Here is a 26,558-nt window from a genome sequence, read left to right on the forward strand (position 1 = left end):
ACGAATTTGAAAAGGACTCGTCATTTCGCTGCATTCGTCGCCTTGCCCTGAACAACGGCAACACTCGCGCAGAGCCGCGCAGGATTAAATAGATGTCCCCATTAGGAAGAAGGGCTTATGTTTTACAAAGTATTGATTCCTGTGGATCTTGCCTATCCGCAGGAACTGCCGTTGTTGATTGAGGCGGCAAGAGAACTGACCAGTGACAATCCTCATGTGGATTTTATTTTTCTGTATATCGATGACAGCAAAGACAATAACGTGGTGGTGCTGTACCCGGATCAGCAATTTAACTCGTTGCGCCAACGTGATAACGAAGACAAGTTGCTGGCCTTGCTGCGTAATTTGATGCCAGCAACCCTGCATTACAGCAGTCGGGTTCGTCGTGGTGTGGTGCATCAAAAGATTCTTGAGGAAGCGGGTAGCCGCTATGCCGATATTATTGTGATGATGGCGCAGAAACCCGGTCAGGGTCGTTATAGTATCGGTTCGAATGCTGAGCGTGTGGTGCGTCATGCCAAGTGCAGCGTGATGGTGGTACGAGAAGGCTAGTGCCTGTACCGCCCAGGTTGTCGGCCAGTTCTAGAGCAGGCGATGGCCAATACCGTTGTAGATCATATCTGCCAGTTGCTGCGCCAGTTCGGCTGGTTGCTGGCGGATGTTACCGGAGATAATGCCGGAAATAATGCCGATGGTGGCGGAGCCATAGAAGGTAGAAATCAGCAGGATATCATCTTCGCTGGGTGGTTCGTTGAAGCTGCGACTGGCCCCGCGGCGGAAGAAATCGGTGTTCTGGTTCAGGATCCGCTGCAGGGCCTGCTCTCCGGCCCTGCCGGACAATGCCAGTTGTAGCAGGGTATCGTCCGGGCAAAGGGTTTCCAGCAGATGCTGGATAAAGTCTACCAGGCGATCCGGTTCCGGGGTGCCTTCATCTTCGAGAAAGTTCTGGAACAGTTGCTCGCGCCGCGCCAGCCACTGTTCAATATGTTCAATGATAATGTCCTGGCGATTTTGATAATTGGAATAAAAGGTCGGGCGGGTGACACCGGCCTTGTCGGCAATTTGTTCAATGCTGATCTGTTCCAGAGGCCGCTTCTTGAGTAGCTCTGCCAGTGCATTTCTTAACTTTTTTCGACTTTTTTCTCTGCGAATATCCATCCCAAACCATCCTGCGTAGCGGGTAAAAACGGGTCTGTCGGTAGCAACTGTGTGGGGTTGTCGGCACGGCACAACCAGAATCAGCTTTGTTGCAGTTGTACCGGTAATTGGGCTGTTTCTTTGACTTCTTCCATAACAATGTAACTTCTGGAGTTTTTTACGCCGGGAAGGGTCAGTAACATATCGCCGAGTAAGGCTCGGTATTCGGACATGTCATTGATACGTGCCTTGATCAGGTAGTCGGCGTCGCCGGAGACAAGATGACATTCGAGTAAGTAAGGCAGGGTATCGACGGCCTGATTAAAGCGCTGGAAGGCGTCTGGTGACTGGTAAGACAATGAAATTTCGACAAAGACCAGCATGCCGTAACCCATCAGCGCCGGGTTCAGTCGGGCGTAATAACCCTCGATATAACCGTCTTTTTCCAGGCGTTTGACGCGCTCGATACAGGGAGTGGAGCTGAGGCTGACTCGTTCGGCCAGGTCAACGTAGCTGATGCGGCCTTCTTTTTGCAGTTCTTGCAGAATGCGGCGGTCGAGCCTGTCGAGTGGTTTGCGCTTGTAATCACTGGTGGCTGCCATCGGGCTGATCTCCCTGAAATTAGATTGTCATGAATGTTATTTATTCAGGGTTATCTTCTGAATAGTCTTTAATTTCCAGTGGAATATACTGTATTTGAGTAAATATTAAAGGCTTTTTCTATGATTTTATCGCTAGAATTTCACCATTAAACGCGGTGATGTTTTCCTGTCGGTGTTGCTATCGCAGCGCGGAATAACGCACCGGACTTTGTGATGCAGTGATCTTGTGGGGGCAGTCGTTATGAAAATTCTGGTGTTGGGCGCGGGTGTGTTGGGCGTCTCGTCTGCCTGGTATCTGGCCAAGTCTGGGCATGAGGTGACGGTGGTGGAACGCCGCTCTGGTGTGGCAGATGAAACCAGTTACGGTAATGCCGGCATGTTGTCTTATGGCTATTGCAACCCATGGGCAGCACCGGGTATCCCTTTTAAGGCGGTTAAATGGATGATGCAGGATCTGGCACCGATTATGGTCAGTCCATCGGCATTTAATGTCAGCACCTCGGCCTGGATGCTGAAGATGCTCGGCCAGTGTGGTGAAGATGCTTATCGCATTAACAAGAATCGTATGCTGCGTATCACGGAGTACAGCCGCATTTGTTTTGATCAGTTGCAGCAGGACCGCCCGATCCATTACGACCAGCGCCATCAGGGCACGGTTGAGCTGTTCCGGGATCAGGAAAAAATGGATTCCATCGGTGCCGACCTTGAGTCCCTGCGTGAGTGCGGTGTGGAGCACCAGGTGATTGATCATGCGACTTGTATCCAGCATGAACCGGCGCTGGCGAATGTTTCCCAGAAGTTTGTTGGTGGCTTGATGTTCCCGAACGACGGTACCGGTGACTGTCGCAAGTTTACCCAGGGGCTGGCGGCGGCTTGCCGTGACCTCGGGGTGATTTTCATGATGGATACCGAGGTCAAGGGACTGGAAGCGTCTGGTGGTGAAATCCATGGGGTCGTGACTTCCAAAGGACGTTTGACCGCTGATAAGTATGTGGTTGCGATGGGCAGCTATTCTCCGATGTTGATGAATCCATTAGGCATCAAGTTACCGATCTATCCGATCAAGGGCTACTCACTGACGCTGCCATTGCTGGATGAAAGCAAGGCTCCCCAATCCACGGTGATGGATGAAGAGTACAAGGTGGCGGTGACCCGTTTTGATGAGCGTATCCGGGTTGGTGGTACGGCTGAGATTGCCTCCTTCGACCTGAGCCTGAAAGAAAGCCGTCGCAAGGCTGCGGATTTTGTTGTCAGCGATCTGTTTCCAGGGGCCGGGGATCTGGAGAAGGCCGAGTTCTGGTGTGGTCTGCGGCCAATGACACCAGACAGTGTGCCGATTATCGGTAAAACGCCGTTTAATAATCTGTATCTGAATACCGGTCATGGCACCCTGGGCTGGACCATGTCACAAGGCTCGGCACGTTTGTTGGCCGATATTGTGAATGAGCGTGATCCTGATATCAGCACCGAAGGCTTGTCAGTCCATCGCTATCTCTAGTCGCGCCCTGAGCGGGTATTTCCGAGCTGGCTCTGGCGCCGGTCTGCAGTAAGCAAGTTAACGGCCGTTACCTTGTTTTTACTGCGGCCGGTGGCTTTATGGCAGTACTATTTGTCCTGGTCGCCGGATGTTCGATCAGGCGACGTTCAATGAATAATGAGGTTTTTTATGAGCAACAAGAAGATTATTGCAACCAATCAGGCTCCGGCTGCCATCGGCACTTACTCACAAGCCGTTCAGGTGGGCGATACGCTGTACATGTCCGGTCAGATTCCGCTGGACCCTGCCACCATGGAAATGGTGACCGAGTCGTTTGAAGCTCAGGCTGTACGGGTGTTCGAGAACCTGAAAGCGGTAGCCGAAGCAGCTGGTGGTTCTTTGAATGATGCCGCCAAGCTGACCATTTTGCTGTCGGATATGGATTTCTTCCCGCAAGTGAATGAAGTGATGGCGCGTTATTTTGATGAGCCATATCCCGCTCGTGCGGCGTATGCCGTAAAGGCGCTGCCAAAAGCAGCTGATATTGAAGTTGAGGCGATTCTGGCGCTGTAACCAGCCGCTGATCGTCACTGTGGAGTAGTTATACATGTCTCGTCCTGCGCAGGCCCGGATTCGTCTGGATCATATTATTGCCAACTACCAGTTGGCGTGTTCATTACATCCCGCCGGTCAGGCGTTGGCAGTGGTCAAGGCGGATGCCTATGGTCATGGCGCTGTCCCGGTGGCTCAGGCACTGGCTCCTTACGCTCCGGCGTTTGCGGTGGCCTGTATTGAGGAGGCGCTGGAACTGCGTGCGGCGGGAATGACTCAGCCGGTCTTGTTGCTGGAAGGTTTTTTCAGCAATGACGAATTACCGGTGATCGCTGAACAGAATTTCTGGACCGCAGTTCATCGGTACGACCAGATCCAGGCGCTGGCAGCGACTCGTGTCGCTGAACCGCTGCATATCTGGTTGAAGGTAGATACCGGCATGCATCGCCTGGGGTTTGCGCTGGATGAGGTGGCTGATGTGAGTCGGCAGCTGTTGGCCTTGCCCCAGGTGGGGCAGGTCACATTGATGACCCACTTTGCCAATGCCGATACCCGGGTCACCCCCGGTATTGATGTACCGACTCAATTGACGGGTCTGACTGAAGTTGCTCAGGCGCTGGGTCTGGATATGAGTGTGGCCAATTCGGCGGCACTGATGGTGCACCCGATGGCGCACAAGCAGTGGCAGCGGCCAGGTATCATTCTTTATGGTGCTTCACCATTGGATTTTGATAACCAGACTGCGTTGCAGTTACAGCCTGCGATGTCGCTGGTTACCGAGGTGATTGCGACCCGCTGGGTTCAGAATGGCGACAGTGTCGGCTACGGCAGTCGTTTTGTGGCAACCAAACCAACCCGGATCGGGACGATTGCGATGGGTTATGCCGATGGGTATCCACGTCAGGCAGAAGAGGGGACGCCGGTGATCGTGAACGGTCAGCGCACGCGTCTTCTGGGTCGGGTGTCGATGGATATGATGACCGTTGATTTGACCGATGTGGACGGTGCGGCGGTAGGTAATGCCGTTGAACTATGGGGCTCTCAGCTGGATGCCAATGAAGTGGCCGCTCATTGCGATACCATTTCCTATCACCTGTTTACGGGTGTTACCCGACGTGTCCCACGTATTTATTTGACCAGTTAAAAACCCTGTTGCAGCGCAAGTTGGCTCTCTGACAGCCAACGGCTTGCGGCTTGGCGGCTTCCTGTCCCCGGCCTTTTCTGGCCAGGGGAAATATCTACCCTCTAGGGGGTATGTCTTTTTACCTGTCTGAGCCACAACACTTGGCTCCGGGTGGATAGAGGTCAAGTGCTGTGGTGTTGTAATCACACCGCTTGATCCTCTCTCTGTTCCATCTCTTGGTGCTATGCCAGCACCGGTAAAAACGATGAACCATGGAATAAAAATCATGATGCTAGCGAGATTGGCCGGTTGGCTGTTGGTGTGCGCTTTGTCATTGGGCGGATTGGCTGTACAGGCCCAGGAAGAAACACCAGTGTTACGGGTGTTGAACTGGAGTGATTATATTGAACCGGGTGTATTGGAAGCTTTTGAGAAAGAATTCAATATCGAGATAGATTACGTCGAGTTCGACAGTCTGGATAAGTTCGCTACTTTGTATTTTGATGATCGTCAGCAATTTGATCTGATTTTCCCACCCAGCCGTATCATGAACACGCTGGCTAGCAAGTCGCTGGTTCGGCCTCTGATGACTCAGCAGCTGCCGGACTGGGATTCATTGCGTCCGGATATTCTGAGTGACTACAGCCAGCAGGATGACGGTGTCTTGAACGGCGTGCCGTATATGTGGGGGACGACCGGATTGGGCGTGAACCGCAAGGCGCTGGCGGAGCTGGGCCTGGCTGATTATGAAAATTCCTGGGCCTTGCTGTTTGATCCGGATGTGCGGCAAAAAGTGGCCCAGTGTGGTATCGGGTTGCTGAATGAGCGGGATGAGATTTTTGCGGCAGCGCTGTCGTATCTGGGGTATTCCGTCAACAGTCTGAGTAAAGAGCAGCTGCAACAGGCTGGTCAATTGCTGAAAGATTCGTTGGGTGAGGTCAGCTATTTACACACAACCCAGTATCTGGATGACCTGGCCAGCGGCAAGATCTGTGTGGCTGTGGGGTATTCCGGTGATTTGCTGACAGCGGCAGCGGGCAATGCCGATTTGTCGTATTTTATTCCCCGGGAGGGGGCGGCGTTATGGATTGATGTGATGGCGATTCCGACCAACGCCAATTCGCCAGAGTTGGCGTACCAACTGATCCGTTTCCTGATGCGAGGTAACATCGCTGCAAAGAATTCCAACTATCTGGAATATCCCACCGCGATGGCATCGGCTAATCGTTTTGTGGAGCCGGAGATCCTGAACAATCCGGTGATCTATCCGGCCATGGCTCAATTGCACGAAATGGAAGCACTGGCCCCCCGAGGCCGCAGCAGTAGCCGGGTGATGCAGCGCTTATGGGTGGATGCCATTTGTGCCCGGGGTAACTGGTGTTCGGTGCCGATGAGCTCGATGTTCTGAGGCAAATATTTTGTGAAATAAAAACCGCACCGCGCGTGTGATACTGGCCAGCGGGTGGGCCAACGGTTATTTATGACAGTCTGGGTAACAGTAGAACGCAACTTTATCTGCCTTTATGGTTCAATACTGGATTTTTGTGCGGTGGAGTAGTTCTGTATGTCCAGCTGGGTCAGGCGGGTAGGGTTGATAGCGATGATCGGTGGGCTCTTGTCCGCTTGCAGTCATTGGCCGGGGCCTGAGCATCGAGCCGTTAACATGGCGGCGATTGAAGAGGTGGTTGCTCGACATAATCCGGATATTGACTTGAGCTGCCCGGAACTGGATCCGGTGCTGGCCGGGCAGCAGGAGCAACAGGCCCAGCTGAAGGCATTACAGCGGCAGGTGCGGCGTCTGACCGCCGCTAACCCGGCTCCGGTCAGCTGTCCAACCACTGGTGCTGAGACCACAACCGATACCCATACTGATAAGCTGGTCGTCGGCGCCACCGAATGGATTTATCTCACTCCGCCAGGGCATCATTATCGTGCCCGCGTTGACAGTGGTGCGGCGACGTCGTCACTGAGTGCTCGCAATATCACCCGCTTTGAACGTAACGGTCAGCCTTGGGTGCGATTTCTGCTACAACACGATGATGAATCGGAACCCCGGAAGATCGAAGCCAAACTGGTACGTAACGTGTTGATCCGGCAGGCGTCAAATGCCGATCTGGATCGGCGGCCGGTGGTGGAGTTGACGGTGCACCTGGGGCAACAACTACAGCAAAAAGCCGAATTCTCATTGGCTGATCGCTCGCAAATGACATATCCGATTTTGCTGGGGCGGTCATTTCTGCAAGATGTCACCTTGATTGATGTTGGGAAAAAATTTCTATTGGGTAAATATCAGCCCGATTTGCAGATACCTGTTGTGAGTGAAGAGCAATGAACGGATCTCGCTGGCCTTATATTGCATTGATACTGCTGCTGTTAAGTGCAGGAATTGCACAGATTCTTCATCGTCACTGGGTGTATGACGTGCCCCTGCTACCAGGGAAATCACAAGTGGTCTGGTCGGTTGAAGCCCGGGTTGAGCTCAGTACTGACGGTGATCCGGTGCGGGCTGTTCTGGCTCGGCCGTCCAATCAGCCCGGATTTATGCTGCTGCGTGAAAGTGGTGCTTCTCCCGGTTATGGCTTGAATTTTATCGATGGGGGCAATCCGGTTGCCGAGTGGACCAAGCGTACCGCCAGCGGGCGGCAGACCTTGTTCTATCGTGCGGATGTGCTGGAAAGTGATGCTTACGAATTGATGCCAGAGCCAGCACCGGCGGTAACGGAAAGCAGCTGGCCGGAACCTTACGCCAGTGCCGTGGGGCAATTGCTGGCGCTGGCACATCGGACGTCAGCGGATAATTTCAGTCTGGCGCGAGAGTTACTGAAAGCTTTTGCAGCGGAACCTCGTGCCCAGCATGTGGAGTTGTTGATCAGTGAATTTGATCAGAGCCTGCCGCAGTTGCTGGTAGACATGCTCAACAAGGCGGGTGTGCCAGCACGGCTGGTATATGGCCTGCGCTTGCAGGACGGTCGTCGACAACAGCAGCTGTTGCCTTATATTCGGGTCTGGCAAGACAACCGCAGCCAGGTGTTTGATATCCCCTTACAGGCCCGCAACCCGGCCTTGTTTGATCGGAATGCGCCGCTGCTGCTGTGGGAGCAGCGCGGGGAACCGGTGCTGGAAGTGTCGGGTGGTTATGATTCGCAGGTGCGTTTTGCCATGATTCGGCGCGAGGAGTCGACCTTTGCCAGTGTGGCCAACCGGTTGTCGGATCAGCACGAGTTACTGAATTTTTCCATACACAGTCTGCCGGTAGAAGAGCAGGCCATGTTCAAGACCATTCTGCTGTTGCCGATAGGGGCGTTAGTGGTGTGTCTGTTGCGCATTCTGGTGGGCATCCGTACTTCGGGTACTTTTATGCCGGTACTGATTGCGGTGGCCTTTATTCAGACCTCATTGGTTACCGGGCTGGTGGGATTCCTGCTGGTGGTGGCTACCGGGTTGGTGATTCGCAGTTACCTGTCGCGCCTTAACCTGCTACTGGTGGCGCGTATATCGGCGGTGATTATTACGGTGATTGCCATTATCGGCTTGTTCAGTGTGGCATCTTACAAGTTGGGTCTGACCGAAGGTTTAAAAATCACTTTCTTCCCGATGATTATTCTGTCGTGGACGATTGAGCGGATGTCGATTCTGTGGGAAGAAGAAGGCGGCAGAGAAGTGATGCGTCAAGGCGGAGGCAGCTTGCTGACCGCGGTTGTTGCCTATTGGGCAATGAGTGACCCGCTGATACGCCACCTGACGTTTAACTATATTGGTGTGCAGTTGGTGATTCTGGCACTGGTATTGATGCTGGGCACCTACACTGGCTATCGCCTGTTGGAGTTACGTCGTTTTGTGGCACTGCGCCATGAGTAAGCTGGCGTTTCGGCCGCTTTGGCAGGCACTGCGGCGACGCTTGATGCTGCCGTTGCAATTGCATCAGGCAGGGGTTCTGGGCATGAATGCCCGTAATCGTTTGTATATCAGCCGTTATAATCCACGTACGTTGTACCCACTGGTGGATAACAAATTAAAAACCAAGCGCCTGGCAGAGCAGGCGGGCATTGCGGTACCAGAGTTGATTGGCACCATTCAGTCACAACATGAAGTCGAGACATTGGGGCAGCAGTTATCCGGAATCCCGGCTTTTGTGATCAAACCGGCCAAAGGCTCTGGCGGTAAAGGAATTGTGGTGGTTCAGAGCTGTGAGGGGGATTATTGGGTGCGGGCCAATGGCAGTCCGATTATGCTGAGTGAGCTCAAGCGCCATGCCTCCAACATTCTTGCCGGCCTCCACAGTCTGGGCGGATCACCGGATGTCGCCATTATTGAGCGTTGCATCCAGTTTGATGACTCCTTGCAACGGTTTTCCTATGAAGGGGTACCGGATGTCCGGGTGATTGTCTGTCGTGGTTATCCGGTGATGGCGATGACCCGATTGGCGACCCGAGCCTCGGATGGCAAGGCCAACCTGCACCAGGGTGCCGTCGGTGTCGGTCTTGGGTTGGCAAATGGACAGGCGTTACATGGAGTACAGAATGGCCTGCCTATGATGCAACATCCGGATACCCAGGAGAAGCTGTCAGAGCTGTTTATTCCCCAATGGCAAGATCTGCTGGTACTGGCCGCCCGTTGTTATGATATGACCGGGTTGGGTTATCTCGGTGCCGATATTGTTATCGATCGCCAGCATGGCCCGTTATTGCTGGAGCTAAACGCGCGTCCGGGGCTGGCGATACAGCTGGCGAATGGTGCCGGGCTATTGCCTCGCTTGAAAGTTATTGATGCATTAGCTGCTGCAGATTTGCAGCGCCCGGCAGAAGAGCGGGTGGCGCTCTGTCAGCAGTGGTTCGGTGCTGGTCATCTAGGCGCCGCCTGCGGTATGGAAGATCACTTCGAATCAGGCACCGATAGACTGTAACATGCAGCAGGTACAAGCACATGACACACGGCTGAATGGCCTGTGGATCAGGCGGTAGCGTGAGTATGCCGGATGAACAAAGAGGTTGATTGTTCCGGCTTGTGATTGTTGAGTGCGGGTCGATCCGACGGCTGTCAAGAATGTTGAAAAGGGTCCTTTGACCGACACTGTTTTCAGATCAAGTCTGCTGATAATAATCCGTTGGAAGCGGGTTTAAACTCGATAAGTCTTTGATAGTATTGATGGTTATTTTTCGAGGATGAGGCAGTGAAGATCGGATTTGTCGGGCTGGGTCTCATGGGTACCCCTATGGTGTTACGGCTGCTACAGGCTGGCTATTCCGTACGGGTCTGGAACCGAACGCCTGAAAAAATGGCGACAGTGGTAGCAGCAGGTGCCCAGCAAGCGACATCGGTAGCAGAACTGACACAACAATGTGATGTGTTAATGGTCTGTGTCACCAATACCAGTGCCGTTCGTGATATTGTTTTTGGCCCCCAGGGGGTGACTGCCACCGGACGTCAAGGTCAGGTGTTGGTGGATTTCTCCAGTATTGCACCACAAGCAACCCGGGAAATGGCCACAGAACTCAGCTCTTGCTGTGGTATGAATTGGGTTGATGCTCCGGTATCCGGTGGTGTTGCTGGTGCCGAGCAGGGCACATTGGCAATGATGGCCGGTGGTGATGGAGCCGTTATAGATCAACTGCGGCCTGTCCTGGCTGTGCTGTCGCGGCAACTGACCCATATGGGAGCAACCGGTACCGGGCAGGTTGCCAAGATTTGCAACCAGATGCTGGTCAGCTGCAATGTGCTGGTGATGGCGGAAGTTTTTGCCCTGGCAGAGCAGGCCGGCGTACAAACATCGTTATTGCCGCAGGCTTTACAGGGGGGCTTTGCGGATACGACACCACTGCAACTGACGGGCCCGAAAATGGCAGTCCGCGATTTTGACAATATCAAATGGCGGGTCAACACTTTACTCAAGGATATGAATATGGCCAGTGATCTGGCGCAGTCGTTGGGTAGCGCCGTGCCAATGGCAGGGCTGGGCGTTGAATTATTACGCCAACACGCAGGTAGAGGGTTTGGAGAGCAAGATCCTGCTACATTGATTCACTTGTATATGGAGATATTGTCAGGTGAAGACAAGCGCTAATTTATCCACTTTATATACAGAATTACCCTTTATGAAACGGTTTACCGCGGCTCGTCGGGATGGCTTCCGAGCGGTTGAAATCCAGTTTCCGTATGACTATCCGATCGCTGATCTCAAGCGCCAGTTAAGTGACAACGACCTTGAATGTGTACTGATCAATGTGTCGGCTGGCGATCTGTTGAAGGGCGGCGAAGGCCTGGCCTGTGTGCCGGGCAAAACAGCAGAATACGCAGCAGCGGTTGTTGAATGCCTGTCGTATGCCCGAGCCTTGAAAATTCCTACCGTGAATGTGTTGCCAGGGCGCTGTCGCCATCCTGAGCGTCGCGATGAATATATGGCGACCTTTCTCCGCAATATGCAGGTAACCGCCGACAGCTTTGCTCCATTTGGTATTACCACGACATTTGAAGCGATTAACCGTTTTGATATGCCCGATTTTCTGGTCTGCACCGGGCGGGAAATGCTGGCCATTATGGTGGAACTGAAGCACCCCAACATCAAGGCCCAGTTCGATATTTACCATATGTCGCGTATGGGGGTGGATGTGGCTGGCTTTATCCGTCGTCATGGCCACAAGATTGGTCATATTCAGTTTGCCGATATGCCTGGCAGGCAGGAGCCTGGTACCGGGCGTGTCAAATTTGATGAGGTATTTGCTGCGATCGAGAACAGTCATTATGACGGCTGGGTTGGGGCGGAGTATCGACCCAGTCGGGCAACCTCGACGACTCTGGACTGGATGGCTCGATTTGAAGCCCTGCGCTTGCCGGGCTGAATCCGGGTCAGGATAAGGCGCTGGTGCTGTTTATTCCGTAGCAGATGGCTTCTGGCCATCAAACAGCCCAATCTGACTGGCTTGCTGCGGTGTGGTTCTGGAGGCGCGCTCCAGTGGTGGAGTCTCAGCCTCTACGGCGGGAGTCGGTATTGTGTGTGTATCATCCTGATACAAATTTGTCGCGCTGCTGGCGCTGGCAAACAGATCCTTTTGCGGAGTCTCTTCTGGCTGCGTTGCATCGACCGGTCGGGCTCGTCCGGCTGTTAATTTCAGACGGCGGCGTTCGCATAGATTGATAATCAGCTGTTTTTGAAAATGGGTGAAGTCATTCCAGTGGAAACGTTCCTGCCGGCTGCGTAGGCAACCCTTGCAGTATCCCTTGTTATTCACCGTACAGATGCCGCGGCACGGATTGGGAATGTCGAACAGTTCGCCTTGGTCAATCATGGGGACAATGCGTCACTGAGAATGGCTGGAGAGCGTGGTATGCGAGATAGAAAAGAGGGGTCTGCTGAAGCCAGAGGCTTCAGCGGACTTTTGGCCAGCGAATCTTGAAGGGTGACACGCCTGGTGAAAACACAAAGGGTGACCAAACAGATAACAGGGCCATGGCCGTAGAACGGCCCAGGATGTTACAGAGGGTTGACGTTTTCAGCCTGAGGACCTTTTTGACCCATGGTTACTTCCATGGTCACTTTTTGGCCTTCCTGCAGTGACTTACGGCCTGCACCGTTGATAGCACTGTAGTGAACAAAAACATCTTTACCAGATTCTTGCTCAATAAAGCCGAATCCTTTCTCATCGTTGAACCACTTAACAGTGCCCTGAACTTGATCTGCCATTTGTATTTCCTGAAATTGATGTTGGCCAAAGCCAATTTAATGCGATTTTGCTGGCACTGCGCTACTGGCCGTTCATCCGGTGAGCAATCAATGCCGATATCGACCAGTATCCTGCACACATTGGGTGAATTTGGAGCACTCGCCAATAGAGCTTGAAACGACAAGCTCACCGTCATAGTAGCTCAGTAAGTTCTGCTGACCAAGGACTGATGCAAAATAGTTGGCCATGAATTGAGCCTGAATTGAGAGATTGTCTATCAGAGGAATCTGATTGGCTCAAATTGCCTTGGATTATTGTCTTTTTAGCAAGATAATTGCCAGAATTGCAGCAGAAATGTCTTGTTTATCATGCCTTGGTCGCTGCCTCTCTGGGGTTACACGACAGGCTTTTGGCCTTGTTGCCGTGACCGCTTAAATGGATCGATCCGGATAAAACAGCCTTTATGATTCCTGATTTTCGTTTGCCAGTATCAAAAGAAGCCCAGCGCTTGTTTCATGGCCGGGGTCATAGTGAACCCGGTTTCGAACACATCAATATCGATTGGTATGCCCCTCTGCTGCTGGTGACTGTCTATCGGGAGCCGGCAGACGGCTGGATCGAGCAGTTGTCACGTTGGCTGATCGCCACTCTGCCCCAGGCCGAAGTCATCGGGATACAGTACCGCTGTCGTCCTATGGCACCGATGGAGGCGGTGGTGGGTGAATTGCCTTCCCGTCTGGAAGTGACTGAGCATGGCTTGCGTTATGAACTCAGTTTTGGCCAGTTCCAGAATACCGGCCTGTTTCTGGATATGGCCAATGGCCGTCGTTGGGTCATGGAGCACAGCGCGGGCAAACGGGTATTGAATCTGTTTGCCTATACCTGCGGTTTTTCAGTGGCTGCCGTCGCCGGAGGGGCGCAGCGGGTGGTGAATGTTGATATGAGCCGCCGGGCGTTGGCGATTGGCCGAGAGAATCATCGCCTCAACGGTCATGATCTTGGGGGAGTGGTATTTGAAGGCGTGGATATTTTTCGCTCATTCGGACGCCTGAAAAAACATGGCCCATACGATCTGGTCATCGCCGATCCTCCGACCTTCCAGAAAGGCAGTGTCGATATTCGCAAGGACTATCCCAGGTTATTACGTCGTTTGCGGGAAATGCTCGCCCCTTCTGCCGAGTTGCTGCTGTGTCTGAATGCTCCGGAACTGGGGGAAGCGTTCTTGCGTCAGCAAGTGGCTGATGAATGCCCGGAGTGGCGCTATATCGAGCGCTTGCCGAATCCGTCCGCCTTTATTGAGGTGGATGAAACGGCAGGGCTCAAGGTCTTACGTTATCAGTCGGAGTGACAGCGTTTGCCCGATTGTAGCTGGCGAATCCGGCGACGGGTCTGCCAGCTCCAGAACGACGCCAGCAAGGCACCACTGATGTTATGCCAAACGCTGAACAGAGCGGCGGGCAAGGCAGCCAGTGGGGTAAAGAACTGCAGTGCCAGTGCCGCCCCCAGCCCGGAATTTTGCATGCCGACCTCGATTGCTATGGTGCGGCATTCGACTTCGGTAAACCCGCGCCAGCGCGCCAGTCCATAACCCAGCGCTGTGCCCAGCAGGTTGTGTAGCATCACCGCCAGTAAGGTCATGACGCCTACGGTGGCGATTTCATCGGCATTAAGGGCAACCACAATGGCAATAATCGCGAGGATGGCAATGGTCGCAGCATTGGCCAGGTGTTTATTGACGGCCTGACGGAGTTCCGGCAGGTAATGGCTGACAGCAATCCCGGCGACAATGGGTAAAATAACGATTTTGGCCATGGTGAGCAGAATCGCCAGAATATCGATGCTGACACTCTCTGCGGCATAGAAAACCAGCAACCAGGGCGTGAGCACTACTCCCCATAGGGTCGACAGCAGTGTCATGCTGACCGACAGGGCAACGTCACCACCGGCCAGGTACGTCATGACATTGGAGGCGGTGCCGCCAGCGCAGACTCCTACCAGAATCACTCCCAGTGCAATCTCTGCTGGCAGGGCCAATAGATGCACCAGTAACCAGCCCAGTAGCGGCATCAGTAAATACTGCAGGGTGACCCCCATGGCAACGGGTTCCGGCTTGCGCAAGATACGGCGGAAATCCTGCACTCTCAGCGTTAGTCCCATACAAAACATAATAAACATCAGTAAGGGGATCACTGCGCCGCTCCAGCCCAGTAATGGTTGTGGGTCGCTCCAGGCCAGCCAGCTGACGGCGATAGCAAGGAGAGGAAAGACACTTTGTAATGACAGCATGCTGTGTACCTGAGTAACGCTGATTCAGAAGTCGCGACCATATCAGGAATCCTGGTATGGGTCTTGGTGACAGACGTGTTGCAAGGTGCCATTCTGCCGGTGTAAACCCGTCCGGCAGCGGTCTGCTGCCGGGCTTATGGCTCATTGTTCTGTTGTATTTACCTTATCGCTGCGACCAGAGTGGATCTGACATGATTATTGATTTTGCCGGGATAGAAGCATCACAACGCTATTTTTTAATGACCCAGGCGATACTGCCGCGTCCTATCGCTTGGGTAATGACCCGCAATCCTTCCGGTAGCCTGAACCTGGCACCGTATTCTTTTTTTTCGCCGGTTTGCTCGAACCCGCCAACCCTGGTGGTTTCGATGGGACAAAAGCCGACAGGGGTGGAAAAAGACAGCTATGAAAATCTGCGCAGAACAGGAGAGTGCGTGGTGCATATTCCCCGTGTTGCTGATCTGGATGCCGTGAATGCCAGTTCCGCAACATTGGCTCTGGGAGACAGTGAGGTCGATCAGTTGGGGTTGGCGGTGACTGGATTTGTTGCTGGCGGTTTACCGAGGCTGGTCGATGTTCCCCTGGCTTTCGCCTGTCATTACCAGCAACAAGTTGATCTGGGGCCGGGACCACAGCATCTGGTGTTTTTGCAAGTAGATCAGCTTTACGTCGATGAGGCGGTGCTGGAGACCGTCAAACAGAGGCAGCAAATCAATGCTGAAGCCCTGGATCCATTAAGCCGTCTGGGCGGCAAGGACTATGCCGGATTGGGCGAGCTGCTCAGCCGGGTCAGACCCGGCTGAGCATTCAGATAACCAGGCTCAGTTGATTTGGACAATGGGAATCAACAGCGCGTCGCGGCGTTTGCCGTGCCGCCGCATCAGCATTAAACACCCGGCAATAAAGCCCAAACAGCCGAGCGACCAGAGAGCGGAGCTGAGAGGGTGGCTGGGGCTGCTACCAATCTGGTACACCAGAACAGCGGCAGTGTACGCCAGGCCGGTACTCCAGCCTGCAACAAACAGCATCCACTTGATACCGGCCTCCCGCACCATGGCGCCCAGAGTGGCAACACAAGGTGTGTACAGCAAGACAAAGACCAGATAAGAGAAAGCAGCCAGCTGGCTACCAAACAGCACTTCCATCGCGCTGAAGGTACCGGAGTGTACACCTTGTTCTTCAGCCTGGTCGGCCCCGATCAGATTCAGTCCCAGGGGGTCGAGCAGGTTGTTGGCAACGTCAGCCAGGTTGGCAGGAATGGTTTGCAGGGATTCCAGTAATAACCCTGGTAAATAGTACGGACGATCATCTTCTTCGATGTCCGGGGTATACAGGGCGTCCAGCGTACCAACGACGGCTTCCTTGGCAAAAATACCGGTAATGATACCAACGGTTGCAGGCCAGTTATCCTGCTGAACTCCCATGGGCGCCAATACCGGAGTAGCTACTCGGGCAATGCCAGACAATACCGATTTTTCGTTATTCTGATTGCCGAAGGAACCGTCCGTACCGATGGAGTTGAGAAAGCTCAGTACAGTAACAACAATAATAATGGTTTTACCGGCTCGCATTGAAAAAGACTTCAGGCGCTCCCAGGTTTTAATCAATACACCTTTGGCTGTCGGGATATGGTAGGCCGGCAGTTCCATAACAAACGGGGTTAATTCCGGTTTGAACAGAGTGTTCTTCAAGGCCAGCCCGGTAATCAGGGCCATGGCGATACCTAATATATAAAGCGAAAACACCATTGTGGCACCGTTGTCAGCAAAAAAGGCCGCGGCGAACAGGGCGAATACCGACAGTCGGGCACCACATGACATAAAGGGAGCCATGGCAATGGTCAATAAACGATCTTTATGGGTATCCATTGTTCGGGCTGCCATTACGGATGGCACGTTACAGCCGAAGCCAACGATAAGCGGTACAAACGATTTTCCGGGCAGCCCAACCGCACGCATCAGACGATCCATAACAAAGGCGGCCCGCGCCATATAGCCTGAGTCTTCAATAATGGATAAAAACAGGTATAAGCCGCCGATAATCGGAATAAAGGTGGCAACCAGCTGGATGCCGCCACCAAGGCCGTCGGAGATCAGGGTGATAAGCCATTCCGGAGCCGATATGGCATGCAGCAGATAGCGACTGCCTTCAACAAAAATGGCAGAGGATGCCATGTCAAAAAAGTCAATAAAGGCACCTCCAAAATTAATGGCGAAAGTAAACATCAAATACATGACGCCGAGAAAGAAAGGGATACCAAGAAAACGGTTTACTACCCAGTTGTCGATACGCTCCGTTAATGATTGTCCGGTGTGATGCAGGCTGATGACCTGGTGGGTTAAACGCCGGATAGATTCAAAACGGGAATTGGCGATCAGGACATCAATGGGCTGGCCCTGTTGCTTTTCAATACGCTGACGCCAGTCGGTCGCCCGTTGCACAAAGGCATCCCGATAGGCTTCTCCGATATTGGCGCTGGCGTGAAAATCACTTTCCAGCGCCTGGGCAGCCATCCAGCGGGGGTTTGACAGGGTTTGTCCGGACACTTCGATCAGCTCATCCAGAGCCGTCTGGATCTCACCAGAGACTTTCCACATGGGGGTTGGCACGGCCGCATGCTGGAGCGCATGGCCGATTACACGGCGTAATTCTTCAATACCATCGCCGGTAGATGCAATAATCGGCACCACCGGTACGCCCAATAATGTCGAGAGCTGCTGGGTATCGACATGTATGCCTTCCCGTTCGGCGACGTCGAGCATATTGACGGCGCAGACAATGGGGACACCCATATCAAGTAATTGAGACGTCAGGTAAAGATTACGTTCCAGATTCGAGCCATCAAGAATATTGATAACCAGATCGGATTCGCCGCCGATGACAAAATCACGGGCGATTTGTTCATCAAGGGACAGGTCGTCATCCTGGCAGTCGAGTGCGTAAGTACCAGGCAGATCAACCAGCGTTTGATACTGCTCGCGAATCAGTACGATACCTTCCTTGCGTTCAACCGTGACCCCTGGCCAGTTGCCTACTTTTTGACGCGCCCCGGTCAGCTGGTTGAACAGGGTCGTTTTACCGCAGTTAGGGTTGCCAATCAGGCCGATTACAGCAGGTTTCACGTAATACTCTCCACCAAAAGAATGCTCGCCTCTTGTTTACGCAGGCTTACCGATGTGCCACGAAGCAGGATCTGAACGGGGTCACCAAGAGGGGCGACACGGCGGACTTCAATCTCGGCGCCAGGAACAACACCCAGTGCCAGTAGTTTGCGGCGGAACTGGGCTTCTGTCGCGGCGAATCCGGTTACTCGTACATGTTCACCCATACCTACCTGATCCAGTGTCATGGTCATAGAATTTTCCGTCCGAACGAAGCTCAAGGAGAAAAATGATAATGTGTATCATTTTGATGGGCAAGTGCTGTTTGCATGGTTTGCTGTTGTTGGATCAATTCAGCGGCTCGTATTATCTGCCAATATGGGTGGAACTTTTCTGGCGTCAATAAACTCATTCGATATTTTCTAAGCGGGAACTAATAATAAAATAAATAGGCTGGTCGTCTGGATTAAATAGGATATTTTATTACATATTCGGTGTAGAGTTCTGACAGTGGCGGGTCTATACTGGCGTTAACACTAACCAAAACACATAGAATGTACCAATGCACATGCCAGATTATGATTTTCAGGGTCATTCCGGGCGATTTTCTATGTGTTGCCATACCATAGCCGAGGTGAATGTGAGCATTCTGGATAACGATATCGATAAGAAAATTCAGCTGCATCAACAAAAAATTGTTGAACTTGAGCAGATGAAAAAAGAGCACGAGAAGAAACTCAAGGGTCTGGAGGCATTCGATGTCGAGATCAAGCGTTTGTGCGAGCAAAATGATTTGTCTGAGTCTGAGCTATATATTGCCCGTTCAGAACAAATTGAGAAATGGATTCTGGAAATGTCTCGCGAGGAATCACCATTAGCTATCTACAATAGCCTGCTCAAACATTTTGAGCGTGCTGCAGCGCGTGGTAGCAAACGAGAAAAGAAAGTGGTTCAAGCGAAGCCAAAACTGGAAGTTGGTACTTATCGTAATCCAAACACTGATGAGAGCGTTGACAAAATCAAACGTAATCCTCGTCTGTTGGATCAATGGATCGCAGAGTACGGTATTGATACTGTAAAATCCTGGAAAGAATCTTGATATAAGTGGGCAGCGGATATATTCGCTGCCCATTGTTTTTATTACCCACCGTAATATCCCTTCCTGATTCCATGTTTGATGACGATGGTAATTCCATACCTTGTATCACGTGGCCCTGAAACATTGCCTCTGAAACACTGCCCCTGTGCACATGTCCCAGAACGTTACTTTGGCGCTCCGGTGTCCTTGATAGGTGAACGACTACCGCCGGTGACACGCTTACGGTTGCCTGTCTGTCATTGTCATATCCCCTCCAATCGTTTTGTCTTGTTGTGTTTGCTACATCGTGGCTTGCTAATTAATCCATTTAAATCAATAGGTTAGGTGGTGGCCTCTGGTTTGCAGCTGGTTTTTTGGAACGCTAAAGACACCGATGCGCAGATGAGGGCAAAGCATGAAAGCCAAAGACATTGCCGAGTTGATGGACGAGCCAGCTTGTGAACACAACAAGAAGGAAAAGTCTGGATGTGCCAAGCCCAAGCCCGGTGCTACAGACGGCGGTTGTGCATTTGATGGTGCCCAGATTGCCCTGCTGCCAATTGCCGATGTCGCTCATGTGGTGCATGGCCCAATCGCGTGTGCCGGTAGCTCCTGGGATAACCGGGGTACCCGTTCCAGTGGCCCCACCCTGTATCGCATCGGCATGACCACCGATCTGACCGAGCAGGACGTGATCATGGGACGTGGTGAAAAACGTCTGTTTCACTCCATCAAACAGGCTGTCGAAGATTACAACCCACCTGCCGTATTTGTGTACAACACCTGTGTACCGGCTCTGATTGGTGATGATGTCGATGCCGTTTGCAAAACGGCCGAGGCCCGTTGGGGAGTACCGGTGATTCCTGTTGATGCCGCTGGTTTTTACGGCACCAAGAATCTGGGTAACCGCATCGCTGGCGATGCCATGGTCAAATATGTGATCGGGCATCGTGAGCCTGAACCATTACCGGAGTCGGTACAGCGTCCCGGTATCAAGGTGCACGACGTTAATCTGATTGGCGAATACAACATCGCAGGTGAGTTCTGGTACGTCTTGCCGTTGCTGGATGAGCTGGGTATTCGAGTGCTGTGTACCTTGTCCGGTGATGCCCGTTTCCATGAAGTGCAGACCATGCATCGTGCCGAAGTCAACATGATGGTGTGTTCAAAGGCGATGCTGAACGTGGCGCGCAAGCTCCAGGAACGTTTTGGTACCCCCTGGTTTGAAGGTAGCTTTTACGGCATTACCGATACCTCACAGGCCTTGCGTGATTTTGCACGGTGTATCGGTGATGACGACTTGATCCAACGCACAGAAGCCCTGATCGAACGGGAAGAGCAGCGCATCCGTAAAGCGCTGGAACCTTGGCGTCAACGGCTGGACGGCAAGCGTGTGCTGCTCTACACCGGCGGAGTGAAATCCTGGTCTGTTATTTCAGCACTGCAGGATCTGGGTATGAAAGTGGTCGCTACCGGTACCAAAAAATCCACTGAAGAAGATAAGGCCCGCATCCGTGAGTTGATGGGGGATGACGTCAAAATGCTGGACGAGGGCAACCCCAAAGCCCTGCTGACCACTGTGCGGGATTACCAGGCCGATATTCTGATTGCCGGTGGTCGCAATATGTACACCGCCCTGAAAGCCCGTATCCCGTTTCTGGATATCAACCAGGAGCGTGAATTTGGCTATGCCGGCTATGACGGCATGCTGGAGCTGGTACGGCAGTTGGCGCTAACGATAGAAAGCCCGGTGTGGCAATCGGTTCGTCGGCCAGCACCGTGGGAAGCTACTGCCAGCCAGGGTGATCTGTTATCGGTACAGGAAGCGGGGGCAGGATTATGAATAATATTGTCAAGATGGCACCAGGCCAGTCCGGCGTGATTAAAAAGCGTAAAAAAGCGCTGTCGGTCAGCCCACTGAAAACCAGCCAGACGGTTGGTGGGGCACTGGCGGTATTGGGTGTTGCACGCGCGGTGCCGCTGATGCACGGCTCTCAAGGCTGTACCGCATTTGCCAAGGTATTTTTTGTGCGCCACTTTCGCGAGCCGGTGCCACTACAAACTACCGCCATGGATCAGGTCAGCTCGGTAATGGGGGCCGACGACAATATTGTCGAAGCGCTAAAAGTGATCTGCGAAAAAAGTGCCCCCGCATTGATTGGCCTGGTGACAACCGGCCTGGCAGAAACCCAGGGAGCTGATATCAAGCGCGCCGTCGGGGAATTCCGGAAACAGTACCCCCAGTTTGTTGGCACGGCCGTGACCGCGGTGAATACCCCCGACTTCAGTGGATCTTTTGAAAGTGGTTTTGCGCTTACCGTTAAAGGGATACTGCAAACCCTGGTGCCTGAAGTCGACCCCGAGGCACCGCGTGCCGGTTTGCGTCACAAACAGATCAATGTCCTTTGTGGTGCTAATTTGTCACCAACCGACCTGGAATTTGTCGCCGAGAGTATCGAAAGCTTTGGATTACGGCCGCTGTTGATTCCGGATTTGTCCGGCTCTCTGGATGGCCACCTGGCCGATGAGCCTTTCAGCCCGGTCACTACCGGTGGGGTCACTGTTGCTGATATCGCTACGGCTGGTGAAAGCCTGGCCACACTGGCTGTTGGCGAAAGCTTGCACAGCTGTGCCCAATGGCTGGAAAAACACACGGCAGTACCGACACATTGTTTTGGTCATTTGATGGGGCTGGAAAGCGTCGATCAGTGGTTCCACACCTTGTCGCAACTCAGCGGCCGGCCAGTACCTGAACGCTGGGTGCGTCAGCGCAAACAGCTGCAGGATGCCATGCTGGATACTCATTTTATGCTGGGACTGTCACGGGTGGCGATAGCCTCCGACCCGGACATGCTGACCGGTTTCACGCGTCTGCTACAAGGCATGGGAGCTGAGGTAGTGACCGCCGTAGTACCGACTCAGGGACCGGCCTTGAAAACCTTGCACGATGTACCGGTGCAAGTTGGTGATCTGGAAGATCTGGAAATGGCTGCTGCCGCGTCCGGGGCAGAGCTTCTGCTCACCAACAGTCATGGTGCCGAGAGTGCCGAGCGACTGGGGATCCCGCTGTTCCGGATTGGCTTTCCCCAATACGACGTGGTGGGAGGCTTTCAGCGCTGCTGGTTTGGTTATCGCGGTACCAGCCAGGCGCTGTTTGATCTGGCTAATCTTGTCTTGAGTCAGCATCACGAGCTGGAGCCATATCATTCCCGTTATTCGCAAAAACACGATGCTGTACCAGCCGGGTCATACCCTGGTGATGTCTCGTCTCATTGAGTCGCTGATCAGTAAAGAGGACAGATGCATGAGTATTACTCGCAAACTGGCAGTGGTGGATGACAACGAAGACGGCACGCTGTTGAAAGTTGCCTTTGCAACATCAGACCAGATAACGGTTGATCAGCATTTTGGCTCAGCGCATGCCTTTTCGATTTATGGCGTGAATCCCGAGAATGCCTATTTGCTCGAGGTCAGTGAGTTTGGCGACCTGAAACAGGATGGCAACGAAGACAAGCTGGCTGAAAAACTGGAGATGCTCCGGGGGTGTGTTGCGGTGTATTGCCGGGCGTGTGGCGCATCGGCGGTGCGGCAGCTACTGGTGCTGGGCATTCAACCGGTCAAGGTCAGCGACGGCACCGAAATCAGCGAGATGCTGATCAACTTGCAGCAGGAGCTGCGAGAAGGGCCATCAGCCTGGCTGGCCAAAGCGATTCGTAGTCAGCAACACCTTAACCCCAACCGTTTTGACACCATGGAATCGGAAGGCTGGAGCGAATAATTCGCCCGCTACTATTTCATCCTCAGGAGAAACACCATGAACGACACAGTCATTGATGCTGATCACGAGCAGCTGGCCAACCCGCTGGTGCGTCAAGTTGTAGTGCAATTGCGCGCCATGGACAGCTACGGCACTTACGACACCTGGAGTGACGACAAAGTGCTGGACCCCATGATCCTGACCAAGGAACGCCGCCGCGAAATCCCGGTAGTGGGTGATCCGGACGAAACCACCGTGTCACGCATCAAGGCGTATTACAACGCCCTGGCGACAACCATTGAACAGGAAGCCGGATTAATGGCTGTCCCTGTTATCAATATTACTCACGAAGGTTTTGGTCGCGCCATGATCATTGTGGGCAAGCTGGTGGTACTGGATAAAACCCTGCGTGATGTGCACCGCTTCGGTTTTGATTCGCTTGAAAAAATGATTGCCGAGATCGAAAAGGTCAGCGGCAAGGCCGTCTCAATGATTAACAATCATCGGGATGTTGCCGAAATGTAACGAGGCCGGGTCACGGCCGAGCGTGGCCCGATGAACGTATTGGATAAATGGAGGCCGGTTTATGACTCCCGAAGAGATCAAGGCACTGAAAAAGAACGTGAGCGCCAAAAAACGTATGGCGACTGAAATAGCGTCAAAAATACACGACGTGGTTGAAGACACTTTCTGGACTGAGTACCAGACCTTGCCAGCCCTGGCCGAGGAAGCGATCGCGGCCTGTGAGGCCTGGAAAGCAGCTCAGGCGGAATATGAAACAAAAACCAAAGCGGCCGAAACGGCCTGAAGAATAGCGCTGGAATAACCGGACTTTCCTGGCTGTCGGGCTAACCGTCCCGGATCCATCAGTCGAGTAATGGGCCAGCAAGAGCTCGTCTCGTCTTGTTGTCATGTCAGGAGTCGTCATGGTGTTGGGGGAACCCGGCACAACAAAGCAACCGTGATTAGCACTTATAACCAGAGAGAGGAGATCGGCCATGACTGACACTATCGTTGGCCGCACGCGAGGCGGAGAAGAGTGGACGCCTGAATTTGTCACGGCACTGGACCCGATGACCTGCATCGGCTGTGGCCGTTGTTACAAGGTATGCCCACGAGATGTATTTGATCTTGTTGATCGTGCGGATGTGGTCGATGCCGAAGAGGATGACGACGACTTTTACGATGATGATGACGAGATGAAGGTAATGACTATTGCCAATGCAGATGACTGTATTGGCTGTGTCTCCTGCGCTCGTGTTTGTCCAAAAAGCTGTCACACACATGAAGCACTAGCGGGGTAATCGTCATGCCAAAACCAGAATATCATGTCTTTGTTTGTGGTCAGCAGCGCCCAGCGGGGCATCCCCGTTCCAGTTGTGGAGAAAAAGGCGCTGCGCCCTTGATGCAGGCTTTTTCTGAACGCCTGATTGCCAAAGGCTTGTTCAGCAAAGTGTCGCTGGTCGCGACAGGCTGCCTGGGACCATGCCGGGCTGGAGCCAATGTATTGGTGTACCCGGGCGGTACACTTTATATACAGGTTGCCCCGGAGGATATTGACCAGATCATCGACCAGCACCTGATCGGTGGCGAGCCATGGCTCGACAAGGTTGCCCCGGATGAGGTATGGCAGTGAGCCTGCTGGCCAGCTCGTTACAGCACGACGCTGTCTCCGGGACAGCGGCCGAGCGCCTGGTCGAGGAAAAGGCTCGCATCAACGCCGTTCAGCAGGCGTTACTGGCGGAACTGGGCAAGATCGGCCTGGCTGAGCATTGTCCGGGTATTACGGCGGCGTTTGATGCTGCCGAGATCCGCATCGATCCGTTTGATCAGAGTGAGTCGCTGCAATGTTACTGGAAAACCCCCTTGGGGATGAATCAGGGAACGGTGCAGTTACTGCCAGATGATCAATTGTTCGCAGAATACGATGTGTTGTGTGTTCATCCAGACAAACCGGCCTGGTTTGTCGAAGCGGTGACGGCCTGGGGGCAAGCGAGCACGCTCAAGACTGAATTACGACTGATCCCGGTGCCCTGAGCAATGCTCAGAACGTTATAAAACAAGTGGCCAGGAAAGCACTCACTGGCCCTTGTTCCCTGCTTCCATTTTCCCTTCCTGATACATCCCTGCCATTTTTGGTTATTCATCATTCCTCTTGCCCGATTGCGCAACTTCCTGGTGGCTATCTTGTGCCGGGATATACGCCAGTTGCCAAGCGCGAGGTCTGGCAAAGGTTCGCTTTCGCTTGTCGTATAAACCCAACACAAGCGCTTGTAGTAACTACGACAAAGCCTTGCCTGCGTTGTGTTCGCTACATCGTTTCATTCCCGACATTGTCTTTAACTGACTGAATTATAAACATTTTTTTATACGTATTTGGCGTGGCATATCGATTGCACTTTCTCTTCAGGCAACCCTTTCCAGCCGGCTCCAGTCATTTGCCGGGAGCGGCCGTAGCCACAGGAGGCAACATCATGATCACAATGACCGATAGTGCAATTTCCGCAGTTCGCCGTTTTATGCAGTCCAGCGAGGCCCCGATGGCGGGTCTGCGCATCAAGGTCGAAGGTGGCGGCTGTTCCGGCTTTCAATATGGCATGAAGCTGGAAGAGAACGTTACCCAAGGGGATGAGGTACTGGATTTTTCCGGCCTTACCGTACTGGTTGATGAAAACAGTGCAGCGCTGCTGGAGGGCGTGACGGTGGATTTTGTCGACGGCTTTGAAGGCAGTGGCTTCAAGTTTGAAAACCCGAATGCATCCAACAGTTGTGGTTGTGGCAAATCATTCAGCGCCTGAATGCAATCGCTGATTTATATCCGATCCAGACTCGCCGCAATCCGGCATCGATACCAGGAGCAGAATTATGTGGGATTACTCTGAAACCGTTAAAGAACACTTCTACAACCCTAAAAACGCCGGATCGGTCACTGAGGCCAATGCGGTTGGTGACGTCGGTTCCATCAGCTGTGGTGACGCCCTGCGCCTGACACTGAAAGTTGAACCCGATACCGAGATTATTCTGGACGCCGGGTTCCAGACCTTCGGTTGTGGCTCCGCCATCGCCTCTTCTTCTGCCCTGACCGAAATGGTGAAAGGCAAGACCCTGGATCAGGCGCTGGAAATCAGCAATCAGGATATCGCGGATTTCCTCGACGGCCTGCCTCCGGAAAAAATGCACTGTTCCGTGATGGGGCGTGAAGCCTTGCAGGCGGCAGTGGCCAATTATCGAGGCGAAGTCTGGACCGATGATCATGAAGAAGGTGCATTGATCTGCAAATGCTTTGCGATCGATGACGTGATGATCCGTGACACCATCAAGGCCAATAACCTCAGCACCGTGGAAGAAGTCACAAACTACACCAAAGCCGGTGGTGGTTGCTCCTCTTGTCACGAAGGCATCGAGAATATTCTCTCCGAAGAGTTGGCTGCTCGTGGTGAAACCTTTGCGCCAGGTGCAATCGGTAAAAAAGAAGGCTTTGTGAATCTGGCAGAAACAAAGGCCGAGCCAACGCCGCCCGCCAAGTTAAGCACGGTGCAACGTATCCTGAAAATTCAGCAAGTCCTGGAAGGATTGCGCCCGGCCTTGCAGGCCGATGGCGGTGATGTCGAGCTGCTGGATGTGGAAGGCAAAAACGTTTACGTCAAGCTGGTCGGAGCCTGTTCCGGGTGCCAGATGGCCGCCATGACACTGGGTGGCGTGCAACAGAAGCTGATCGAAGAACTGGGTGAATTTATCAAGGTTATCCCTCACACCGAACGTCCCGTTGAAATTGCAGGAGTCTGAT

30 protein-coding genes are annotated in these 26,558 nt (G+C 53.1%); 23 read left to right on the plus strand and 7 right to left on the minus strand.

Features of this window, described 5'->3' with window-relative positions; translation table 11 throughout:
• Window positions 1-117: 117 nt before the first annotated feature.
• Complete coding sequence (locus tag Q8W32_RS15805) at window positions 118-552, plus strand: universal stress protein (RefSeq protein WP_303433619.1); 435 nt, start codon at window positions 118-120, stop codon at window positions 550-552.
• 30 nt (window positions 553-582) lie between these two features.
• On the opposite strand, the gene Q8W32_RS15810 is transcribed toward Q8W32_RS15805, so the two are convergent.
• Both Q8W32_RS15810 and Q8W32_RS15815 read right to left on the minus strand, forming a co-directional pair.
• A complete protein-coding gene (locus tag Q8W32_RS15810) occupies window positions 583-1,158 on the minus strand; it encodes a TetR/AcrR family transcriptional regulator (RefSeq protein WP_303433620.1) in 576 nt (191 codons plus the stop codon).
• An 80-nt stretch (window positions 1,159-1,238) separates the two neighbouring features.
• Window positions 1,239-1,739, minus strand: coding sequence for a winged helix-turn-helix transcriptional regulator (locus tag Q8W32_RS15815; protein ID WP_303433622.1), 501 nt, complete (start codon window positions 1,737-1,739; stop codon window positions 1,239-1,241).
• A gap of 241 nt (window positions 1,740-1,980) precedes the next feature.
• Here Q8W32_RS15815 and Q8W32_RS15820 point away from each other — a divergent pair, with 241 nt between their 5' ends.
• From Q8W32_RS15820 to Q8W32_RS15860, 9 genes are all read left to right on the plus strand, one after another.
• The gene (locus tag Q8W32_RS15820; RefSeq protein ID WP_303433624.1) at window positions 1,981-3,237 is read left to right on the plus strand and encodes a D-amino acid dehydrogenase; all 1,257 of its coding nucleotides are present in this window, start codon (window positions 1,981-1,983) and stop codon (window positions 3,235-3,237) included.
• Between the two features lie 168 nt (window positions 3,238-3,405).
• Window positions 3,406-3,789, plus strand: a complete 384-nt coding sequence (locus Q8W32_RS15825) for a RidA family protein (protein ID WP_303433626.1) — start codon at window positions 3,406-3,408, stop codon at window positions 3,787-3,789.
• Between the two features lie 34 nt (window positions 3,790-3,823).
• Window positions 3,824-4,912 (plus strand): alanine racemase, encoded by a 1,089-nt coding sequence (alr, locus tag Q8W32_RS15830; protein ID WP_305415611.1) that lies wholly within the window; start codon window positions 3,824-3,826, stop codon window positions 4,910-4,912.
• Between the two features lie 265 nt (window positions 4,913-5,177).
• On the plus strand, window positions 5,178-6,299 hold the full coding sequence (locus Q8W32_RS15835; protein WP_303433629.1) for an extracellular solute-binding protein: 1,122 nt from the start codon (window positions 5,178-5,180) through the stop codon (window positions 6,297-6,299).
• A gap of 156 nt (window positions 6,300-6,455) precedes the next feature.
• Window positions 6,456-7,223 (plus strand): ATP-dependent zinc protease, encoded by a 768-nt coding sequence (locus tag Q8W32_RS15840; protein ID WP_305415612.1) that lies wholly within the window; start codon window positions 6,456-6,458, stop codon window positions 7,221-7,223.
• Window positions 7,220-8,749, plus strand: coding sequence for an inactive transglutaminase family protein (locus tag Q8W32_RS15845; protein WP_303433632.1), 1,530 nt, complete (start codon window positions 7,220-7,222; stop codon window positions 8,747-8,749). Before Q8W32_RS15840 ends, Q8W32_RS15845 begins: the two co-directional genes overlap by 4 nt.
• The gene (locus tag Q8W32_RS15850; RefSeq protein WP_370693695.1) at window positions 8,742-9,794 is read left to right on the plus strand and encodes an alpha-L-glutamate ligase-like protein; all 1,053 of its coding nucleotides are present in this window, start codon (window positions 8,742-8,744) and stop codon (window positions 9,792-9,794) included. The genes Q8W32_RS15845 and Q8W32_RS15850 overlap by 8 nt, the downstream gene beginning before the upstream one ends.
• A gap of 267 nt (window positions 9,795-10,061) precedes the next feature.
• Window positions 10,062-10,952: an NAD(P)-dependent oxidoreductase gene (locus Q8W32_RS15855; protein WP_305415613.1), complete on the plus strand. Its 891-nt coding sequence runs from the start codon at window positions 10,062-10,064 to the stop codon at window positions 10,950-10,952.
• 31 nt (window positions 10,953-10,983) lie between these two features.
• A complete protein-coding gene (locus tag Q8W32_RS15860; protein WP_303433635.1) occupies window positions 10,984-11,727 on the plus strand; it encodes a hydroxypyruvate isomerase family protein in 744 nt (247 codons plus the stop codon).
• 30 nt (window positions 11,728-11,757) lie between these two features.
• Here the strand turns inward: Q8W32_RS15860 and Q8W32_RS16655 are convergent, their stop codons facing one another.
• Together Q8W32_RS16655 and Q8W32_RS15870 are read right to left on the minus strand one after the other, a co-directional pair.
• A complete protein-coding gene (locus tag Q8W32_RS16655) occupies window positions 11,758-12,174 on the minus strand; it encodes a DUF1289 domain-containing protein (protein WP_368501384.1) in 417 nt (138 codons plus the stop codon).
• 185 nt (window positions 12,175-12,359) lie between these two features.
• Window positions 12,360-12,569 carry a cold-shock protein gene (locus tag Q8W32_RS15870; protein ID WP_303433637.1) on the minus strand — a complete coding sequence of 70 codons (210 nt, stop codon included), beginning with the start codon at window positions 12,567-12,569 and terminating at the stop codon, window positions 12,360-12,362.
• Window positions 12,570-13,012: 443 nt separating this feature from the next.
• On the opposite strand from Q8W32_RS15870, the gene Q8W32_RS15875 reads away from it, so the two are divergent.
• Window positions 13,013-13,897 (plus strand): class I SAM-dependent methyltransferase, encoded by an 885-nt coding sequence (locus Q8W32_RS15875; protein WP_305415614.1) that lies wholly within the window; start codon window positions 13,013-13,015, stop codon window positions 13,895-13,897.
• Here the strand turns inward: Q8W32_RS15875 and Q8W32_RS15880 are convergent.
• On the minus strand, window positions 13,885-14,835 hold the full coding sequence (locus Q8W32_RS15880) for a bile acid:sodium symporter family protein (protein ID WP_303433641.1): 951 nt from the start codon (window positions 14,833-14,835) through the stop codon (window positions 13,885-13,887). The genes Q8W32_RS15875 and Q8W32_RS15880 overlap by 13 nt on opposite strands.
• Before the next feature lie 191 nt (window positions 14,836-15,026).
• On the opposite strand from Q8W32_RS15880, the gene Q8W32_RS15885 reads away from it, so the two are divergent.
• A complete protein-coding gene (locus Q8W32_RS15885; RefSeq protein WP_305415615.1) occupies window positions 15,027-15,638 on the plus strand; it encodes a flavin reductase family protein in 612 nt (203 codons plus the stop codon).
• Window positions 15,639-15,656: 18 nt separating this feature from the next.
• On the opposite strand, the gene feoB is transcribed toward Q8W32_RS15885, so the two are convergent.
• Window positions 15,657-17,957: a Fe(2+) transporter permease subunit FeoB gene (feoB, locus tag Q8W32_RS15890; RefSeq protein ID WP_303433644.1), complete on the minus strand. Its 2,301-nt coding sequence runs from the start codon at window positions 17,955-17,957 to the stop codon at window positions 15,657-15,659.
• Window positions 17,954-18,190 carry a FeoA family protein gene (locus tag Q8W32_RS15895; protein WP_303433646.1) on the minus strand — a complete coding sequence of 79 codons (237 nt, stop codon included), beginning with the start codon at window positions 18,188-18,190 and terminating at the stop codon, window positions 17,954-17,956. The genes feoB and Q8W32_RS15895 overlap by 4 nt, the downstream gene beginning before the upstream one ends.
• A gap of 386 nt (window positions 18,191-18,576) precedes the next feature.
• Here Q8W32_RS15895 and Q8W32_RS15900 point away from each other — a divergent pair, with 386 nt between their 5' ends.
• The 11 genes from Q8W32_RS15900 (at window position 18,577) to nifU (ending at window position 26,557) form a co-directional block, all read left to right on the plus strand.
• Window positions 18,577-19,035 carry a hypothetical protein gene (locus tag Q8W32_RS15900; protein WP_303433649.1) on the plus strand — a complete coding sequence of 153 codons (459 nt, stop codon included), beginning with the start codon at window positions 18,577-18,579 and terminating at the stop codon, window positions 19,033-19,035.
• Window positions 19,036-19,429: 394 nt separating this feature from the next.
• The gene (gene nifE / locus Q8W32_RS15905) at window positions 19,430-20,857 is read left to right on the plus strand and encodes a nitrogenase iron-molybdenum cofactor biosynthesis protein NifE (RefSeq protein ID WP_305415616.1); all 1,428 of its coding nucleotides are present in this window, start codon (window positions 19,430-19,432) and stop codon (window positions 20,855-20,857) included.
• Window positions 20,854-22,290 (plus strand): nitrogenase iron-molybdenum cofactor biosynthesis protein NifN, encoded by a 1,437-nt coding sequence (nifN, locus tag Q8W32_RS15910; RefSeq protein ID WP_305415617.1) that lies wholly within the window; start codon window positions 20,854-20,856, stop codon window positions 22,288-22,290. Before nifE ends, nifN begins: the two co-directional genes overlap by 4 nt.
• A 28-nt stretch (window positions 22,291-22,318) precedes the next feature.
• On the plus strand, window positions 22,319-22,792 hold the full coding sequence (locus tag Q8W32_RS15915; RefSeq protein ID WP_303433654.1) for a NifB/NifX family molybdenum-iron cluster-binding protein: 474 nt from the start codon (window positions 22,319-22,321) through the stop codon (window positions 22,790-22,792).
• A gap of 36 nt (window positions 22,793-22,828) precedes the next feature.
• Window positions 22,829-23,296 carry a NifX-associated nitrogen fixation protein gene (locus Q8W32_RS15920; RefSeq protein WP_303433656.1) on the plus strand — a complete coding sequence of 156 codons (468 nt, stop codon included), beginning with the start codon at window positions 22,829-22,831 and terminating at the stop codon, window positions 23,294-23,296.
• 61 nt (window positions 23,297-23,357) lie between these two features.
• The gene (locus Q8W32_RS15925) at window positions 23,358-23,579 is read left to right on the plus strand and encodes a CCE_0567 family metalloprotein (RefSeq protein WP_303433658.1); all 222 of its coding nucleotides are present in this window, start codon (window positions 23,358-23,360) and stop codon (window positions 23,577-23,579) included.
• Window positions 23,580-23,769: 190 nt separating this feature from the next.
• Entirely contained in the window at window positions 23,770-24,075 is a 306-nt protein-coding gene (gene fdxB, locus Q8W32_RS15930) for a ferredoxin III, nif-specific (RefSeq protein ID WP_303433660.1), read from the plus strand.
• Between the two features lie 5 nt (window positions 24,076-24,080).
• Window positions 24,081-24,407: a ferredoxin gene (locus Q8W32_RS15935; RefSeq protein ID WP_303433662.1), complete on the plus strand. Its 327-nt coding sequence runs from the start codon at window positions 24,081-24,083 to the stop codon at window positions 24,405-24,407.
• Window positions 24,398-24,808 (plus strand): hypothetical protein, encoded by a 411-nt coding sequence (locus tag Q8W32_RS15940; RefSeq protein ID WP_303433663.1) that lies wholly within the window; start codon window positions 24,398-24,400, stop codon window positions 24,806-24,808. The genes Q8W32_RS15935 and Q8W32_RS15940 overlap by 10 nt, the downstream gene beginning before the upstream one ends.
• Before the next feature lie 437 nt (window positions 24,809-25,245).
• The gene (locus Q8W32_RS15945; protein WP_303433665.1) at window positions 25,246-25,569 is read left to right on the plus strand and encodes an iron-sulfur cluster assembly accessory protein; all 324 of its coding nucleotides are present in this window, start codon (window positions 25,246-25,248) and stop codon (window positions 25,567-25,569) included.
• A gap of 67 nt (window positions 25,570-25,636) precedes the next feature.
• Window positions 25,637-26,557: a Fe-S cluster assembly protein NifU gene (nifU, locus tag Q8W32_RS15950; protein ID WP_305415618.1), complete on the plus strand. Its 921-nt coding sequence runs from the start codon at window positions 25,637-25,639 to the stop codon at window positions 26,555-26,557.
• Window position 26,558 lies beyond the last annotated feature (1 nt).

It is taken from the genome of Oceanobacter sp. 3_MG-2023 (genome assembly GCF_030688925.1).
GTDB lineage: Bacteria > Pseudomonadota > Gammaproteobacteria > Pseudomonadales > Oceanobacteraceae > Oceanobacter.